Here is a 14732-nt window from a genome sequence, read left to right as displayed (position 1 = left end):
CTAGCGTTCGAACGTTTCTCGGCAAACTTCGGGCTAGGTTCAGAGCCGATTGAGGTGAAGCCCTCCATCGACCCAGAGGATCTGGCCTGTCGAGAACTCGAAGGCCCCGGAGGCCAGCCCCGACACCGCTCGGCCGACGTCCTCGGGCGTTCCCCAGCGCCGGATTGGGCTCAGCCCCTCGGCAATCCGCTGATCGTAAGCCTCTCGGACTCCTGCGGTCATGTCGGTGGCGATGATCCCCGGCCGCACTTCGAAGACCCGGATCCCCTGCTCCGCCAAGCCGACGGCAAAGAGTTGAGCGACCATGCTCACCCCAGCCTTCGAGACGCAGTACTCCGCGCGGTTGGTACTGGCAAAGCGACTCGAAACCGAGGTCACGAACACGATCGTCGGAGCCAGCGGCCCCCAGGTGTCCTTACGCCCGATCATGGCCCGAGCGGCATATTGCGACAGGAAGAACGGCCCCCGAAGATTGATCCCGAGCACACGGTCCCAGCTCTCGGGGGTTGTCTCCAGCAGGTCGGCCCGTTGCAAGGGGGCGACTCCCGCGTTATTGACCAGCAGATCGATCCGGCCGAAGGTTTCGAGCGTCTGGTCGATCAAGGCTCGCCCCTGCTCCAGGTCGGCCACGTCGGCCTGAACCGCAAGGGTTCGGGGCGATCCCAGTTGCTCGGCCGATTGACAGACGGCCTGCGCCGAGGAGGCGTCTGATCGGTAGTTGACCACCACGGCCATCCCCGCGGCGGCCAATGCCTCGACAATCCCCCGGCCAATTCCCCGCCCTCCTCCAGTCACGACCGCCACTCGATGCTCGATCATTCAGAACCGACCGGCCACGACCGGCCCTCCATTGCGCTTCGTGCCATCCTCGGTCCGAGGCCCAACCGAAAAGCATCCTGAGCTTCCCGGCGACGGTCAAGGGTTCCGACCGCTTCCGAACCTCCTTCCTGCGTGAACGTGTCCGATCCGTTGACAGCCGATCCTCGAAGCCGGAGAATCGAGTCTGATTGCACAAGCCGATGCGCCCGTAGCTCAGGAGGATAGAGCGGCGGTTTCCTAAACCGCAGGCCGCAGGTTCGAATCCTGCCGGGCGTACTGACCATCATCCCAAACTCAATGATCTCGACCCCCGTCGACCACTCCCCGACGAGAGCGCCCGTAGCTCAGCTGGATAGAGCAGCGGTCTTCTAAACCGCTGGTCGCAGGTTCGAATCCTGCCGGGCGCGCTAAAATTATGGCTTCCTGGGCTCACGTTCGGCATTGAGCGAGGGAATCAGGTCGGTTGGGAATCCGTCTTTTCCCTACCCGCTCGTACAATCGTATCGTAGGGTCTTGAGTGAGCGCGTCGATTGATCTTCTGACGCGGTTCCGCCGGCCGCTCTGTGCCCGTTTCACGTGGAACCGGCACGCCTGACCAGGCCGAGCAGGATCAGGACCTTCACCGCCGGTCTTCCGACTCCCTGCTTCCGCGACGACTCACGCCGAGGATGGAGTTCCGAACGCTTCCGGGCCGCCAGATCGCTCCGGAGCGTGGCGGTTTCTTGATCTGGAAGGACGACGCTTCCGTGATGTCCAGTGATGCGATCCCAGAGCGACTGACGGAACTGCCGACCGACTGGCACCTCGTCCGAACGGCCCACGAGGAAGGCCCGGAAGGTCGGGAAGCCATGCGCCATCTGATCGGTCGCTACCACGATGCCGTGGAACGCTACCTCCGCCTGAAGCTCCGCGATCCGAATCTCGCCGACGAGGTGCTTCAGGAGTTCTGGATCAAGCTCCTGAACCATAAACTCGCCGGGGCCGACAACACGAAGGGCCGCTTCCGAGACTACCTTCGCACCGTCCTTCACCGCCTGATCATCGATCACTTCCGAGGTCGAAAACTTCAGCCGCTCCCCCCCGGCGAACTGCCCGATCCGTCCGTTCCCGACGCCGAGTACGACCGAGTCTGGCGCGAAGCGGTCATCAAGCGAGTCCTCGCCCGGCTCGATACGTACGAAGCCCAGAATCCCAAAAACCGCTATGCCCGAGTCCTCAACCTTCGGATCCGAAACCCCCAGGCTTCGATCGAGGACCTGACCGAGCAACTCGCCCAGAGCAGCCGAGAACACCTCAGTCCGGAAGCGTTTCGCAAGACTTTGCAACGGGCCCGCGAAAAATTCGTGGAACTGCTTGTCGAGGAGCTGCGCGACGGGATCACCCATCCGTCTCAGACCGAAATCGAGGCCGAAATTTACGATCTGGGCCTGGGAGCCTTCTACCAACGCTATCGCAAGAAAGAAGAACGCTAAGCTTACGTCGTTGACCAGATCGGCGCAAATCCTTGACCTTTCCCTTCTCTCCATCTAGAGTTTAACGGGTAGCTGGCACGGAGAGAGGGGTTTCGATCATCCTCTCCGGGCAGGACGCACGTGTTCTCGCCCGCGCCGTGGGCTCATCCCAACCCGGTCCATGATGACCTCCCTTTGTTGCGGCACCAGAATGAGGGTTGGCGATGCTGGTCCTTTCCCGGAAAAAGAACGAGAGCATCATTATCAACGACCACATCGTCGTCACGGTGGTCGAGATCCGAGGCGATAAGGTCCGTCTGGGCATCGAAGCGCCCAAGGACATCTCGGTTCATCGCCGCGAAGTCTACGATGCGATCCATAATCAGGTCGAAACGAACCCGAGTGGCGCGCGGCTCTACGAAGATGATTGAGGCCCGTCCCTCTCGGGGCCTCCGATTCACTTCGCCTTGAGTTGTCGGACAAACTCGCGCATCCACGGTCCATTGTCGGGCCAGCCTCGAACCGTGACCACCGGCCCCGACACGACGACGTCTCGGTCGACGAATTCCCCGCCCGCGCTCCGCACCTCAGGAGCCAGGTCGGGAAAGCAGGTCATCGTCTGCCCCTTGCCATATCCCGCGGCAAAGAGCAACAGCGGGCCGTGGCAATTGGCCGCGATCGGCTTGCCGGTTTCAAGGAAGTGCCGGACAATTTCGACCGCCTTCGGCTTGTTCCGAAGATACTCCGGCGCACGTCCTCCGGGGAGTACCAACGCGTCGAATCGGCTCGGGTCGCACTCCTCCAGGCCCAGATCTGCCGACACGCGGTAGCCTGGCTTCTCCGTGTACGTATCGAATCCGGGCTCGAAGTCATGGACGACCGAAAGAAAGGTCCGTCGCTCGGGAGCGGCGATCTGGACCTGCCAACCTTCTTCCTCAAGCCGGTACTTGGCGTAGTAGATCTCTTGCGATTCGCCGGCGTCACCGGTCAGGATCAGGATTGATTTCATCGCGAATCGTGATCCTTGGCACAGGGGTCCTTCGAGCTGATTCCTGACCTTAACCCACACGTCCCGCTCGGTGCAAGCCTCTGACCTTCCAGTTCTCGACCACTTCTTCTCGTGTTGAGGTTGACCTCCGCCCAGATTTTTTCATAATAGAACCCAGTTCGACGACGGCCCCGTCGTCTAGTGGTTAGGACACAGGTCTTTCACACCTGTAACACGGGTTCGAGTCCCGTCGGGGTCGCTTTCAATTCCGATCAGTTACATACGGGGCTGCTCTTCGTCTGACTCGACGAAGGGTGGCCCCGATGTCATTTCCGGATCGTGCGGGGCCATCGACTCCCCGAGATCCTCCGCCTCCTCGGCCCTCACTCCGAGCCGGTCGAGCAAGACCGCCACCAGGAAATCTGCCGTTACGTTTGTCATCGCCCGGCACCGAGAGAGCACCCAGTCCACCGTCAGCAAGAGCGGCAGCAACTCCAGCGGTAAGCCCACCGTGCTCAGCACCAGGGCCAGCGAAATCAGGCCCGCCTCCGGTACCCCCGCGATGCCGATGCCCGCAACCACGCACGAAAACGCGACGATCAACTGCTGAGTGATCGACAGGTCGATCCCGTACGCCTGGGCGACGAACAGCACGGCCATCGCCTCGTACAGCAAGATGCCGTCGTTGTTCAGATTCGTCCCCACGCAGGCCGACAGCCGAGCGGCGGTCGGCGACACCCCCATGCGATCGAGGTTCTTCAGCGTCACCGGCAACGTGGCCAGACTGCTGCTGGCCCCCATCGCGTAGGCGACCGGCTCCTTGGCGTACTTCCAGAAGGTCCGCAAGGGCATCCGGGCGACCAGCACTATCCAGGCTTGATAGACGACTGCCACCTGGATCGCCAGGCCAAGCATCGCCACCCCGACGTACACGATCAGCCCCAGGAACGGTGCGAAACCTTGCTCGGCCACCGTTTTCGCCACCACCCCGAAGACCGCCAGCGGCACCAGCGCAATGACCCACGCCAGGGCCACCTCAATCGCCCGGAAGATCACCGCCACCCCGGTTTCGATCACCTGGAAATCCGCCCGGCCCTCGGCGAGTTGCTCATCCTTGACCTTCCTCAGGGCAGCTCCCCCGAGTAAGGCGAGAATGATGATCGAGAGAATCGAGCTTTCCAAAAACGGTTGCACCGGGTTCGTCGGCACGAAGCCGAGCAGGTCTCTGACGAAGTCGATCGGCCGTCGTCCGGCCGCGAATCGTTCGAGATCCGCAGGCTCCTCACTGTCGACCTCGGCCTCAGCAGCCCCCTGCCCGTTCTGCGCCGCGACGGGACCGGTGAGGTCCTGATTCAGATACCGTCCCGGCTCGATCGTGTTCGAGATCGTCAGGCCGATCACCACGGCGATCGCCGCATTGGTGGCTGAGATGAGCAGCATCAGGCCCGCGTTCCTCGCCTGGATCCGGGTCCGGAGAAACGCGTCAATCACGGCAAAAAACAGCAGCGGCCCCGCCAGTCCCTTGATCAAATCGACCACCAGGCCGCCAAGGTAGCCCAGCGTCACCGTGAACCGCCCGATCGACAGCCAGGCATCAAACACCCTCGGGCCGACTCCCTCCGGCAGCCGAGAGGTCAGATGGTCGGCCAGCGTTGCCTCAGGCCCAATCGCCCAGTTGGCAACCTGGCCAAGCACCGCTCCGGCGACCATAGCCAGAAGAATTCGAGCAACGAACGAGACGCGGCGACGAGGAGCAGGAGCATCGGAAGTCATCAGGGCGATCCGGTCAGTCAGTCGTTCGGTCTTGCGGTTGGCGGCCGACCCGCGCGGCTTAGGGAGTTTCCGCTCCCAGGATTCGGAGATGTGCCTCGACACACTGGGCGAGCGTCACGGGATCGTAACCCCCTTCGAGGACGCTCACCAGCCGCCCGCTCGCGTGGGTGTCGGCCACCTGCTCGACAGCCTGAGTCATGATCTCGAAGTCCTCGATCTCCAGCCCCAGGTCGCCCACCGGGTCGTTCGCGTGGGCATCGAAGCCCGCACTGATCAGCACAAGCTCCGGCCGCGTCCTGTCCGCCAGTTCCTCCAGTGCCGTGGTGAACTGATCGACGATCAGCTTCCGAGGCGTTCCGTAAGGGGTCGGCAGATTCTTGATCCATCCCAGGCCTCGGCCGCTGCCGGTCTCATCCTTCATGCCGGTGCCGGGGTAAAACGGATGCCGATGCAAGGAGAGGAAGCCGACCCGGCCGTCCTCGTAAAACATCTCCTGGGTGCCGTTGCCGTGGTGGACGTCCCAGTCAATGACCAGCACGCGAGACATCCCGAGCACCTCGACCGCATGGGACGCGGCCGCCGAGACAGTGCCATAGAGGCAGAACCCCATCGCGTGAGCCGGCCGGGCATGATGGCCCGGCGGCCGGACCGCGCAGAAGGCCACGCGTTGCGGCCCCTGGACGACGGATGAGACAGCCTCGATCGCCGCTCCTGCCGCCAATCGAGCCGCAGTGATCGACCCCTTGCCAAGCCACGTATCGGCTTCGATCCGTCCGCCACCCTCCGACGCCATCCGCGACAGTGTCTCCAGGTACTCGGGATCGTGGATCCGGAGCAATTCCTCGTCCGTTGCCTCGCGGACCGTGCCCGTGGCGCAGGCTGCCCGAACGGTCGTCCGTTCCAGGTGTCGGAGGAGAACGGAGAGCCGTTCCGGAGCCTCCGGGTGGCCGACGGGCGGAACGTGTTCGAGCATCCGGGGGTCGCTGAAGAAGCGGACCATGGCCATGGGCGTCGGGCCTCGATCTGGCTCGGTTCGAAAGTCGCATCGGGTGGGAAGGGCGATCCGACCGTATCGTTGCACGGTAAGGCGAGGACCAGAGGGCGTCAATGAGGTGAAGCCCGAAGCCCACACCGATCGCCTTCGAGGCATTTGTGCCCGGCGCGTTCCACGTGAAACCGAGAGACGCGCGAAACGCTCGCCACTGAGGTAGAATGCCCGGCATGGACACCGATGCGATGCCGCGACGCCTTGGCCGAGAAACGGTCTGGGTGATCGCCATGACCATGCTCGGCGCCGGCGTGCGGCTCAAAGGGCTGGGCACGCTGGGCCTCGACCACTTCGACGAAGGCATTTATGCCCAGGCCGCCTCCTGGGTCTTTGCCGAGGGAGGACTCCGCGCGCTCGATCCGGCCTTGATCCCGTACGCGCCTCCCGGGTTTCCGTTCCTGGTCGGTCTGTCCTACCAACTGGTTGGAGTCTCGGCGGCGGCGGTCATTCTCGTCTCGATTCTGACCGGGGTCCTGACCATCCCCGTCCTGGCCTGGCTGGCTCGTCGCACGTTCGGGCAGGGGGCCGGAGCCGCGACCGCCGCTCTGGTCGCGCTGTCGGGGCCGCACGTTCTCTTTTCCCGAACCGGCCTGACCGACGCGACATTCCTGCTCGTGTGGTCCCTGGCGATGCTCGCCGGAGTTCGGTTCCTTGATCGGCCGGGGGTCCGAAGTGCGATCGGCCTCGGCTTCCTCGTCGGCCTTGCACAGTTGGTCAAGTACAACGGCGGGATGACCGGCCTGATCGTCGCCCTGACGGTCCTGATTGCGGCGATCCGGCCCGGAGCCGGGCGAGACGCCTTGCCGAAGTCGCTTGGGTTTGGACTGCTCGCGGCCGCGGTTGCTCTCCTGGTCTACCTGCCGTGGTTCCTCTTTGTCGAACGAACCACCGGCTACGCGGGGCTGCTCGCTCATCACCGGAGCTACGTCGATGGCGTTGCCGGTTGGTGGCCGAACTGGCAACAGCAGATGGCTCAGGCCGCGGCGCTGGTGGGCTTGACCCGAACAGGGAACTCCTGGCTTGCAATCTCGGTTGCCCTGGCCTGGATCGGCGCGGCGATCGGGCAGGGGAGGTCCGTCCGATCCTGGAAACGCTTCCGCCATCTCGGCCCATTGCTGGCTCTGATTCTGGCGGTGGTCTCGCTGGCCAGCCCGGCGAACCTGCCGTACTGGGCGGCCCTGATCTGGGCCCCGGTCCTCGTCTGGTTTGACACGCGTCCCTCGGCGCGGCTCATGGCCGTCTGGTTCCTGGTCATGGCTGTCTCGACCCCGTTGTACCACCCCTATGCTCGGCTCTGGCTACCCACGCTGGCGGCCTCCTGGATGCTCGGGGGCGGCCTGATCGCGGCGGTTCTCTGCTGGTTGCGCGGTGTCCGAGATGAACCGGAGACGATCCCGACCCGACGCTCCTTGCAGCCCTTGCGGCACGTGGTCGCGATCGCGGTGGTTGGCGTGCTGCTCGCTGAGGTTGGTCCCTGGGTCTTGCCCGATCGCGTCCGGTGGTTCCCGGACCCGCTCGCCCCGAGCGATGGCAGCCGAAACGCCGCCGAATTTCTCCGTGCCGAGCTTCCCGAGGCTCCCCTTGGTGCCCCGGCCTCCTCAGTCCTTGTCTACGCCCGCCCGACCGTCGGGTATCACTACGTCCTGGCAGGGGGAACTAATCCCATCCGGGTTCTTGCGGACCTTGAAGCCCTCCGAACCGACTCGGCTCGTTCGGGAACCCTCGCGCTTGTTGACGCTGCAATGGGGGTGACGATGACCCCCGAACAGGTTCTCGAACTTCAAGATGCCGGCTGGCGGCTTACGTCGGACCAGCAAACGAGCATCTCGATCGCCTCCTTGCTCGACGTCCGGCCCGGCTGTGTCTACGACCCGGCCGAGCGATTCCTCGGAACCGAGCCTCCGGCCATTCCCGGCAAGGCGGCTGCCGAGGAGAGTCAGGACGCGGGTGTCTGTTCCTTCTGGATCTTCACGCGACGCTGAGCCACTCGGGCCGATTCGAGGCCCTCCCGTGAGTCACCGCCATGCCCAGCAGTCCCCCCGTCTCGCTCTGGCCCGACCCCGACGCCATCGGCCCGCTCACCGACCTCTACGAGCTGACCATGATGGCCGGCTACGCCGCCGAGGGTATGGCCGAGACGCCTACCACCTTTGAGCTGTTCGTCCGCAAGCTCCCGAAGAACCGATCGTACCTCGTCTTCGCCGGTCTGGAACAGGCGATCGATGGCCTGCGGAGCATGCGCTTCTCCGACGAGCAAATCGCCTGGCTCCGGACTCACCCGACCTTCCAGCACGTTGACCCGTCCTGGTTCGATCGCCTTCGCGTGCTCCGATTCACCGGAGACGTCTGGGCCGTCCCCGAAGGTTCCGTCGTCTTCCCAAACGAGCCATTGGTGAGAATCGATGCTCCCCTGGAGCAGGCGCAGTGGATCGAGACCTTCCTGATCAACGCCTGTGCCTATCCGACGATGGTCGCCTCGAAGGCCAGCCGGATCCTCCACGCCGCCCGTGGCCGCTCCCTCGTCGAGTTCGGCGCCCGTCGCGGACACGGGCCGATGGCCCCGTTGCTGGCGGCTCGATCGGCCTACCTCGCCGGTTTCGTCGGCACGAGTCATGTTGAGGCTGCCCGCCGCCTCGGTATCCCGGCCATGGGCACGATGGCCCACTCCTGGGTCCAGTCCTTCGAGGACGAGCACGCCGCATTCGAGGCCTTCAGCCGCCACTTCGGCGCGCAATCGACCTTGCTCGTCGATACGTACGACACGCTCGAAGGGGTCCGACGCGCCGCTTCGATCGAACCTCCCATCGCCGCTGTCCGACTCGATAGCGGCGACCTCCTGGAACTGTCCCGAGGAGCCCGAGCGATCCTCGACGCCCTCGATCGCACCGAGACGCGCATCTTCGCCAGCGGCGATCTCGACGAGTGGTCGATCGACCGCCTTGTCCGAGCCGGGGCCCCGATCGACGCTTTTGGAGTCGGGACCGAGTTGATCACCAGCCGAGATGCCCCCTCGATCGCCATGGTCTACAAGATCGTTGCCTATGCCGGCGAGGGTCGTTTGAAGCTCAGCACCGACAAGGTCAGCATCCCGCTCGGCAAGCAGGTCTTCCGATCGCGAGACGGGCAGGGGAGGTTCGCCGGAGATCTTGTGACCCGCTTCGACGAATCGGCCGCCGGTGAACCGCTCCTGACGCCCATCCTCCGCGCCGGTGAGCTGGTCCAACCGCTCCCCGGCCTCGACGCCATCCGGTCCCGATGCGCCGATCAGATCGCCTCGCTCCCCGAGGCCCTTCTTGCCCTCGACGCTCCCGGAGACTATCCCGTCTCCTTCAGCGACACCCTCACCGACGAGGCCGACCGCATCACCCATCGCCTTCGCACCGGCCCGGCGACCTCGACCGATTGAGCGCGGCCCGCCGCCTCCGACTCCCTCTCCCCGCTCGCAGGGAGAGTGCCGGGGTGAGGGGTCCGTGTCCCGTCGGAAGGACCTCCCGAACTCGCCGGCCGGCGGCTCCCGAGACACTTGAGCTTTACAGGGCAGGGGGGTGAGGCTAGAGTCCTGCAGCCCATCCTGATCGACCTTCGCCGGCTTTCATCATCCCCAATCGATTCGATCGCTCAACACGAGCGGGCACGGACGCCCGACACCCACGACGCTACTCCTGCGGATTGCAACGAGTCCGAGCCCGCCCGTACGGTCCCTTTTTGGCGGGAGGAACCTCGACCGTGGCCAAGATCATCAGCGTGGCCAACCAGAAGGGGGGCGTCGGCAAGACGACCACCGCCATCAATCTGGCGGCCGGGCTGGCCAAGGCGGGCAAGTCGGCGCTCGTGATCGACGTCGACCCCCAATGCAACGCCACCAGCGGCCTCGGCGTTGAACCGGCCAAGCGCCACCCCCTGCTCGCCGGGAAACCCCTGGCCGAATCCGTCTCCCCCACGACCCAGGAACGACTCTACGTTCTGCCCGGCTCCCAGAGCCTCGCCGACGCCGACGCCCTCTCGGCTTCAAACCGTCAGCGTGCCTCGGCCCTTCGTCAGCAACTCGGTTCAGAGCTTTCGAAGTATGATTATGTTCTGATTGACTGCCCGCCGTCACTTGGTCAGCTCACCCGGGCCTCGCTCGGGGCGTCGGCCGAGGTGTACATTCCGATCCAGTGCGAATACTTCGCCATGGAGGGTCTTTCCCAGATCATCGAGCTGGCCCGGCAGACCAAGGCGCGCGACAACCGCCGCCTGGAGATCGGCGGCATCGTTCTGACGATGTACGATCCCGAGCTGGAGCTGGCCAACGAAGTTGCCAACGAGGTCCGCGGGTTCTTCGATGACGCCGTCTTCGACACCATGATCCCGCGCGACGTGTTCGTCAGTGAGGCGCCGAGCCACGGCTTGAGCGTCATCGATTACGCGCCTCGGGCCAGGGGGGCTCGGGCTTACATGGAGCTGACATTGGAGGTCATCGATCGTGACCAAGGGTAAGCGACTCGGGCGCGGGCTGACCGCGCTGCTCGGCACCGACGAAGGCGGCTTCGAGCCCGGCTCGCTGGAAGCAGCCGAGCTCACCCATCTGCCCGTCGACCAGATCGACCCGAACCCCTTCCAGCCCCGGCGCATCTTCGACGCCGACGAGATTGCCGCACTGGCCGACTCGCTCCGCCAACACGGCATGCTGCAGCCGATCCTCGTCCGACCGGCCGGCGACCGCTTCCAGGTGATCGCCGGAGAGCGTCGGCTCCGGGCCGCCGTCGAGGCCCATCTGGCCGAAGTTCCCGCCCGCGTCCTGGAACTGGACGATCAGCGGGTCAACGAGCTGGCGATCGTCGAGAACCTTCAGCGGAAGGATCTCAACGCCATCGAGAAGGCCCAGGCCTTCCGCCGCTACCTCGACTCCTACGGCGGCACTCAGGAGGAGCTGGCCGGCCGGCTCGGCATCGACCGCTCAACCCTGTCGAACCTCCTCCGCCTGCTCGACCTGCCCGAGGAGCTTCAGCACGCCGTCGTCAGCGATCAGATCAGCCCCGGCCACGCTCGGGCCTTGCTCGCCATCGAGAACCCTGAGGAACAGGCCGCCGCCTGCCGCCGGGTGATCGACGAGAAGCTCTCCGTCCGTCAGACCGAGGCCCTCGTCAAAACCGGCGAGCCGACCCCCTCGCGCACCCGGGTTCGGGTCGATCAGGCCCACGCCGTGACCCGTCCTCCTCATGTCTCGGAGTTGGAGGAGCACCTCCGGACCCGGTTCGAAACCCAGGTCCTGATCAAGGTCAAAGGGGAGGACCGCGGGCAGATCGTCATCGACTACGCCAACCGTGACCAGTTCGAGCGCATCACCGGTATGATCCGGGGCGCCGAGTGGTCTCCCGAGCCCGTCGCTGTGGGGCACGACGAGCACCACCATGGCGATCATCACCACCATGAGGAATGGTCCGGCTAAGTCGCGGGTTGGTTTCGTTTCCGATACCTTCGCGGGCCTCAGTCCCGGTGTCGCCCACATCGTCGAGAACAATCCCCCAACCCTGGTCGGCGCTGCCGCCCAGGGTTGTTCTGTGTCCACTCGGAAGGACTCGATTGTGAGGGTTCCGGGAAGGACGGTTCCCATTTCCCCATCGGTTCCCAACCAACGAGAAGTTCGTTTCCCGCTGCTCAATTTTCGTCTCGATCGCCGTGTCTGTCAGGATTGGACGTAAGGTTCAATCCCTTCGGTCGCTTGGGTGGATCGTGTGGCGGTCGCCGAGCGATCGGCACCGTGATTGCGTTGAAGTGGAAGGTGGAATCGTTGTTCACTCCGGCAGATCTGTCCCAGGGAACGACTCCTGGTTACCTGGTGCCCGGCGATCACGACTCGATTCGGAGGCAAGATGAGCACAGCGGCGCAGGTCGATGGACTCGCCGGGGCACTGCTTCGTTGTGTCGAGGAGCCGGATCGGATTCCCATGATCCAGGTCTTGCTGGATCGCTACTGTCACCGACTCCGGAACCGCTTGAACAGCATGAAGCTGAGCCTTTATCTGGCTCGAAGACTATCCGGAAACCCCTCCGGTCCCGATTGGGTGCGTGCCGACTCGGCCTACCGGAGCATGGAAGCGATGATCGAACAGGTCCAACTATTCTGCAATCCGCTCCAACCTTCGCTTGCCGAGGGTGATCTGAACCACTGGATCGAGCAGCGCGTGCCCGACTGGCAACGCGTTTTGGCCCAGCGGCCCATCCACCTGGAAACCGGTGGACCGAGTGAGGCGCTCCCCTCCCGATTCGACTGGAATCGGCTGGCCCAGGGACTCGACGCCTTGATCACCTTCTGGGCCTCGCACGGCTGTTCCGACGGAACAATTCGTCTGAGCTGGCAACGCGACCCCGGACGGTTCCACGTCCGTTTTGAAAGCGAATCCTCGTTGATCCAGACTCAGGGAGATGCAGAGAATCTCGCCCTCCCCGTGCTCGCTCGTGTGCTTCGCGCTCATCAGGGCACGCTTGCCATCGCGGCAGATGCCTGTGCCATCGAGTTGAGTTGGCCGGCGGATCGACCGTGACGTGACCCCCATCGAGGTTCCCCGAGATGACCCTCCTGAGTCCCCTCACCCAGCCCGCCCCAATGACCTCAGGCAGTGGCGGTCCGTTCGTTTTACTCGTCGATGACGACGACATCGGCAGGGAATCCATCGCTCGCCTGCTCGACCACGCCGGTCATCCCTGCGTCGATGTCGGCTCTGGTCGTGAGGCGCTCGACCTCTGCGACGACCGTTGCCCCCGCCTCGTCATCACCGACCTCTGCATGCCCGGGCTCGATGGCCAGGGCCTCGGCCGGTGTTTGCGCGATCGCTTTCCCGGCCTCGCCCTGATCCTCATCACCGCTCAGAACCTCGATGAAAGCTTCCTCCTCGAACTCCAGACCACCTTCGACGAGGTCCTGAGCAAGCCGGTGGATTGCGATCGATTGCTCGATCGCGTCTCTCATCTGGCCTTGTGATCGGACCCTTCGCACCGGCCCGCGACGCAAGATTCGTCACACTCGACCTTGACCCACAGGCCCACCCGGCGCTACCATGCCTGTGCCATCGCAATTCGGGGCGTAGCGCAGTCTGGTTAGCGCGCCTGCCTTGGGAGCAGGAGGTCACCAGTTCGAATCTGGTCGCCCCGACGTTCGGTTCCGCTTCAGAGCCCACCTCAGGTGGATCAGCCAGTCTCAGTCCCCTGGCCGTTTCTCCGTCGTTTCACGTGGAACCCGTCATTCCTTCGAACCGATCGCCTCACCCTTCGAGGCCGCCATCTCCCCGCTTCCGATCACGTGCGGAGCAGGGGGGAGATCGATTCGTCCGACGAACGCTCGGGTCTCGGTGCCCGTTTCGCCGCCAGGTTCGGGCGGAACATCATCAGGAGCAGGAGGGGCTGATAAAGCAGCACCATCGTGCCCCCTTTCTCCAGATACCAGAACTGGCTCGCCAGCAAGACGGCTGCCGACAGGGCAATCAGCTCTCCCAGGTTCTTCCTCAACGGCCAGATCGACACCACGATCACGAGCGACAGGTACGCGACCAGAACCGGCAGTCGGTACGCCGGATCGAGCCCCGACCAGAGGCTACCCGAAGAGGGCGTCTCCTGGCCCGGCACCAGGCCGGCCTGGGCCAGTCCTCTCGCTCCCATCGCCTCGGCCCATCGGCTTAGCACGGGCACGTTCCGGCCGCTCACAACACAAGCGACCGCCACCCCCAGGCTCGATGCTGCAAACCAAGCCGCCTGCTTGCCTCGATAAAAGCCCAGCCAGAGCGGGATCAACCCCACGCTCGCGGGCATCCAGCCGGCCGCCAGACCGATCAGGGCACCGGCCCTTGCGGGCATCTCGTACCAGACCAGGGCCGTCACGATCAAGGCGGCCGGAAAGACCTGCCCGCTATCGACGACCTCAATCCGCGTGTAGGGCATCACCAGATACAGGGCTGCCGCCGAGAGGCCCGCGATCGGCTGGCCGAAGTGGGTTCGGCCCAGCATCCACAGCCCCAGCACCACGCCAATATGCGCCAGCCCGGCCAGAACCCTCGACAGCAAGATCTGCGTCGATCGCCAGCGCACGACCCCCGGTTCGGTCGGCACGGGAAGGGCAGCGTCATGATGATCGCCCGGAACTTGAGAAACCGCCCCCACCGCACCATGCGCATCGACCTTCCCATCATCCGAGGCCGCGGGGTTCCGCGCCGTCCCTTCCCGGATCGGCAGGCTGATCGTCTCGGCCACCAGCAGCACAATCATCCCGACCGAAAGGCACGTCAGCCCCGGCGCATTGAGGTTCGGCTCCAGCATGGGCCGCCGGGCCAGGCCCAGATCCACCAGACAACGCAGCAACCACAGGCCCGTCCCGAAAAAGAGCCACAGGAACGGCACCAGCGTCCCGCCGTCGTCTCCATTGCCCACCAGAGCCATCAGTCCCGGAGCCAGCACGAACAGGAGGAGCAGGTCGAGGTTCCTCAGACTCCACGGTCGGCGGAACGAAACGAAGATGGAGACACTCAGCAGCAGTGTCAGCAATAACCAGATCTCGGGCCCGAGACCGAGGTCGGGAACCATGAAGGCATCTCTCGGGATTCTGACTGGCGGAGAACCCGCCACGTTCGGATCGGTTGCGCCGTTGCAGGACGTCGAGCGACTCGACGTCAAATGGCCA

The 14732-nt window shown here is 64.5% G+C and carries 13 protein-coding genes and 4 tRNA genes; 12 read left to right on the top strand and 5 right to left on the bottom strand.

Going from position 1 to position 14732, the window contains the following annotated elements; genetic code table 11:
- Positions 1-39: 39 nt before the first annotated feature.
- Positions 40-819: a 3-ketoacyl-ACP reductase gene (locus tag GA615_RS10630; RefSeq protein ID WP_152051270.1), complete on the bottom strand. Its 780-nt coding sequence runs from the start codon at positions 817-819 to the stop codon at positions 40-42.
- 202 nt (positions 820-1021) lie between these two features.
- Between GA615_RS10630 and GA615_RS10625 the strand changes: the two genes are divergently transcribed.
- The 4 genes from GA615_RS10625 (at position 1022) to csrA (ending at position 2701) form a co-directional block, all read left to right on the top strand.
- Positions 1022-1095, top strand: a tRNA-Arg gene (locus GA615_RS10625).
- A 57-nt stretch (positions 1096-1152) separates the two neighbouring features.
- Positions 1153-1226 (top strand) — tRNA-Arg (locus GA615_RS10620).
- A 261-nt stretch (positions 1227-1487) separates the two neighbouring features.
- On the top strand, positions 1488-2291 hold the full coding sequence (locus GA615_RS10615) for an RNA polymerase sigma factor (protein WP_235905310.1): 804 nt from the start codon (positions 1488-1490) through the stop codon (positions 2289-2291).
- Between the two features lie 203 nt (positions 2292-2494).
- Positions 2495-2701 (top strand): carbon storage regulator CsrA, encoded by a 207-nt coding sequence (csrA, locus tag GA615_RS10610; protein WP_152051269.1) that lies wholly within the window; start codon positions 2495-2497, stop codon positions 2699-2701.
- 26 nt (positions 2702-2727) lie between these two features.
- On the opposite strand, the gene GA615_RS10605 is transcribed toward csrA, so the two are convergent.
- Entirely contained in the window at positions 2728-3279 is a 552-nt protein-coding gene (locus GA615_RS10605) for a DJ-1/PfpI family protein (RefSeq protein WP_152051268.1), read from the bottom strand.
- A gap of 166 nt (positions 3280-3445) precedes the next feature.
- On the opposite strand from GA615_RS10605, the gene GA615_RS10600 reads away from it, so the two are divergent.
- Positions 3446-3517 (top strand) — tRNA-Glu (locus GA615_RS10600).
- 17 nt (positions 3518-3534) lie between these two features.
- Here the strand turns inward: GA615_RS10600 and GA615_RS10595 are convergent.
- Both GA615_RS10595 and GA615_RS10590 read right to left on the bottom strand, forming a co-directional pair.
- Positions 3535-5031 (bottom strand): dicarboxylate/amino acid:cation symporter, encoded by a 1497-nt coding sequence (locus GA615_RS10595; RefSeq protein ID WP_152051267.1) that lies wholly within the window; start codon positions 5029-5031, stop codon positions 3535-3537.
- A gap of 58 nt (positions 5032-5089) precedes the next feature.
- Entirely contained in the window at positions 5090-6037 is a 948-nt protein-coding gene (locus tag GA615_RS10590; protein ID WP_152051266.1) for a histone deacetylase family protein, read from the bottom strand.
- 230 nt (positions 6038-6267) lie between these two features.
- Here GA615_RS10590 and GA615_RS10585 point away from each other — a divergent pair, with 230 nt between their 5' ends.
- From GA615_RS10585 to GA615_RS10555, 7 genes are all read left to right on the top strand, one after another.
- Positions 6268-8061, top strand: coding sequence for an ArnT family glycosyltransferase (locus tag GA615_RS10585; RefSeq protein ID WP_161602269.1), 1794 nt, complete (start codon positions 6268-6270; stop codon positions 8059-8061).
- A 41-nt stretch (positions 8062-8102) separates the two neighbouring features.
- Positions 8103-9485 (top strand): nicotinate phosphoribosyltransferase, encoded by a 1383-nt coding sequence (locus GA615_RS10580; RefSeq protein WP_152051264.1) that lies wholly within the window; start codon positions 8103-8105, stop codon positions 9483-9485.
- 320 nt (positions 9486-9805) lie between these two features.
- Complete coding sequence (locus tag GA615_RS10575) at positions 9806-10558, top strand: ParA family protein (RefSeq protein WP_152051263.1); 753 nt, start codon at positions 9806-9808, stop codon at positions 10556-10558.
- The gene (locus GA615_RS10570) at positions 10545-11510 is read left to right on the top strand and encodes a ParB/RepB/Spo0J family partition protein (protein ID WP_152051262.1); all 966 of its coding nucleotides are present in this window, start codon (positions 10545-10547) and stop codon (positions 11508-11510) included. Before GA615_RS10575 ends, GA615_RS10570 begins: the two co-directional genes overlap by 14 nt.
- Positions 11511-11934: 424 nt before the next feature.
- Positions 11935-12606 carry a HAMP domain-containing histidine kinase gene (locus tag GA615_RS10565; protein ID WP_152051261.1) on the top strand — a complete coding sequence of 224 codons (672 nt, stop codon included), beginning with the start codon at positions 11935-11937 and terminating at the stop codon, positions 12604-12606.
- 26 nt (positions 12607-12632) lie between these two features.
- Positions 12633-13043, top strand: coding sequence for a response regulator (locus tag GA615_RS10560; protein ID WP_152051260.1), 411 nt, complete (start codon positions 12633-12635; stop codon positions 13041-13043).
- A gap of 96 nt (positions 13044-13139) precedes the next feature.
- Positions 13140-13214, top strand: a tRNA-Pro gene (locus tag GA615_RS10555).
- Between the two features lie 143 nt (positions 13215-13357).
- On the opposite strand, the gene GA615_RS10550 is transcribed toward GA615_RS10555, so the two are convergent.
- Positions 13358-14635 (bottom strand): hypothetical protein, encoded by a 1278-nt coding sequence (locus GA615_RS10550; RefSeq protein ID WP_152051259.1) that lies wholly within the window; start codon positions 14633-14635, stop codon positions 13358-13360.
- Positions 14636-14732: the final 97 nt, after the last annotated feature.

This window comes from Tautonia marina (assembly GCF_009177065.1).
Taxonomy (GTDB): Bacteria; Planctomycetota; Planctomycetia; order Isosphaerales; family Isosphaeraceae; genus Tautonia; species Tautonia marina.
The sequence above is the reverse complement of the archived record's forward strand: the minus strand, read 5'-3'. Positions and strand labels throughout refer to the sequence as shown.

What these genes read in the sequence shown, in the direction of transcription:
- GA615_RS10595 (WP_152051267.1), bottom strand. Translation starts at nt 5,031, where the DNA reads ATGACTTCCGATGCTCCTGCTCCTCGTCGCCGCGTCTCGTTCGTTGCT.
- csrA (WP_152051269.1), top strand. Translation starts at nt 2,495, where the DNA reads ATGCTGGTCCTTTCCCGGAAAAAGAACGAGAGCATCATTATCAACGAC.
- GA615_RS10565 (WP_152051261.1), top strand. Translation starts at nt 11,935, where the DNA reads ATGAGCACAGCGGCGCAGGTCGATGGACTCGCCGGGGCACTGCTTCGT.
- GA615_RS10590 (WP_152051266.1), bottom strand. Translation starts at nt 6,037, where the DNA reads ATGGCCATGGTCCGCTTCTTCAGCGACCCCCGGATGCTCGAACACGTT.
- GA615_RS10580 (WP_152051264.1), top strand. Translation starts at nt 8,103, where the DNA reads ATGCCCAGCAGTCCCCCCGTCTCGCTCTGGCCCGACCCCGACGCCATC.
- GA615_RS10560 (WP_152051260.1), top strand. Translation starts at nt 12,633, where the DNA reads ATGACCCTCCTGAGTCCCCTCACCCAGCCCGCCCCAATGACCTCAGGC.
- GA615_RS10550 (WP_152051259.1), bottom strand. Translation starts at nt 14,635, where the DNA reads ATGGTTCCCGACCTCGGTCTCGGGCCCGAGATCTGGTTATTGCTGACA.
- GA615_RS10585 (WP_161602269.1), top strand. Translation starts at nt 6,268, where the DNA reads ATGCCGCGACGCCTTGGCCGAGAAACGGTCTGGGTGATCGCCATGACC.
- GA615_RS10630 (WP_152051270.1), bottom strand. Translation starts at nt 819, where the DNA reads ATGATCGAGCATCGAGTGGCGGTCGTGACTGGAGGAGGGCGGGGAATT.
- GA615_RS10615 (WP_235905310.1), top strand. Translation starts at nt 1,488, where the DNA reads ATGGAGTTCCGAACGCTTCCGGGCCGCCAGATCGCTCCGGAGCGTGGC.
- GA615_RS10605 (WP_152051268.1), bottom strand. Translation starts at nt 3,279, where the DNA reads ATGAAATCAATCCTGATCCTGACCGGTGACGCCGGCGAATCGCAAGAG.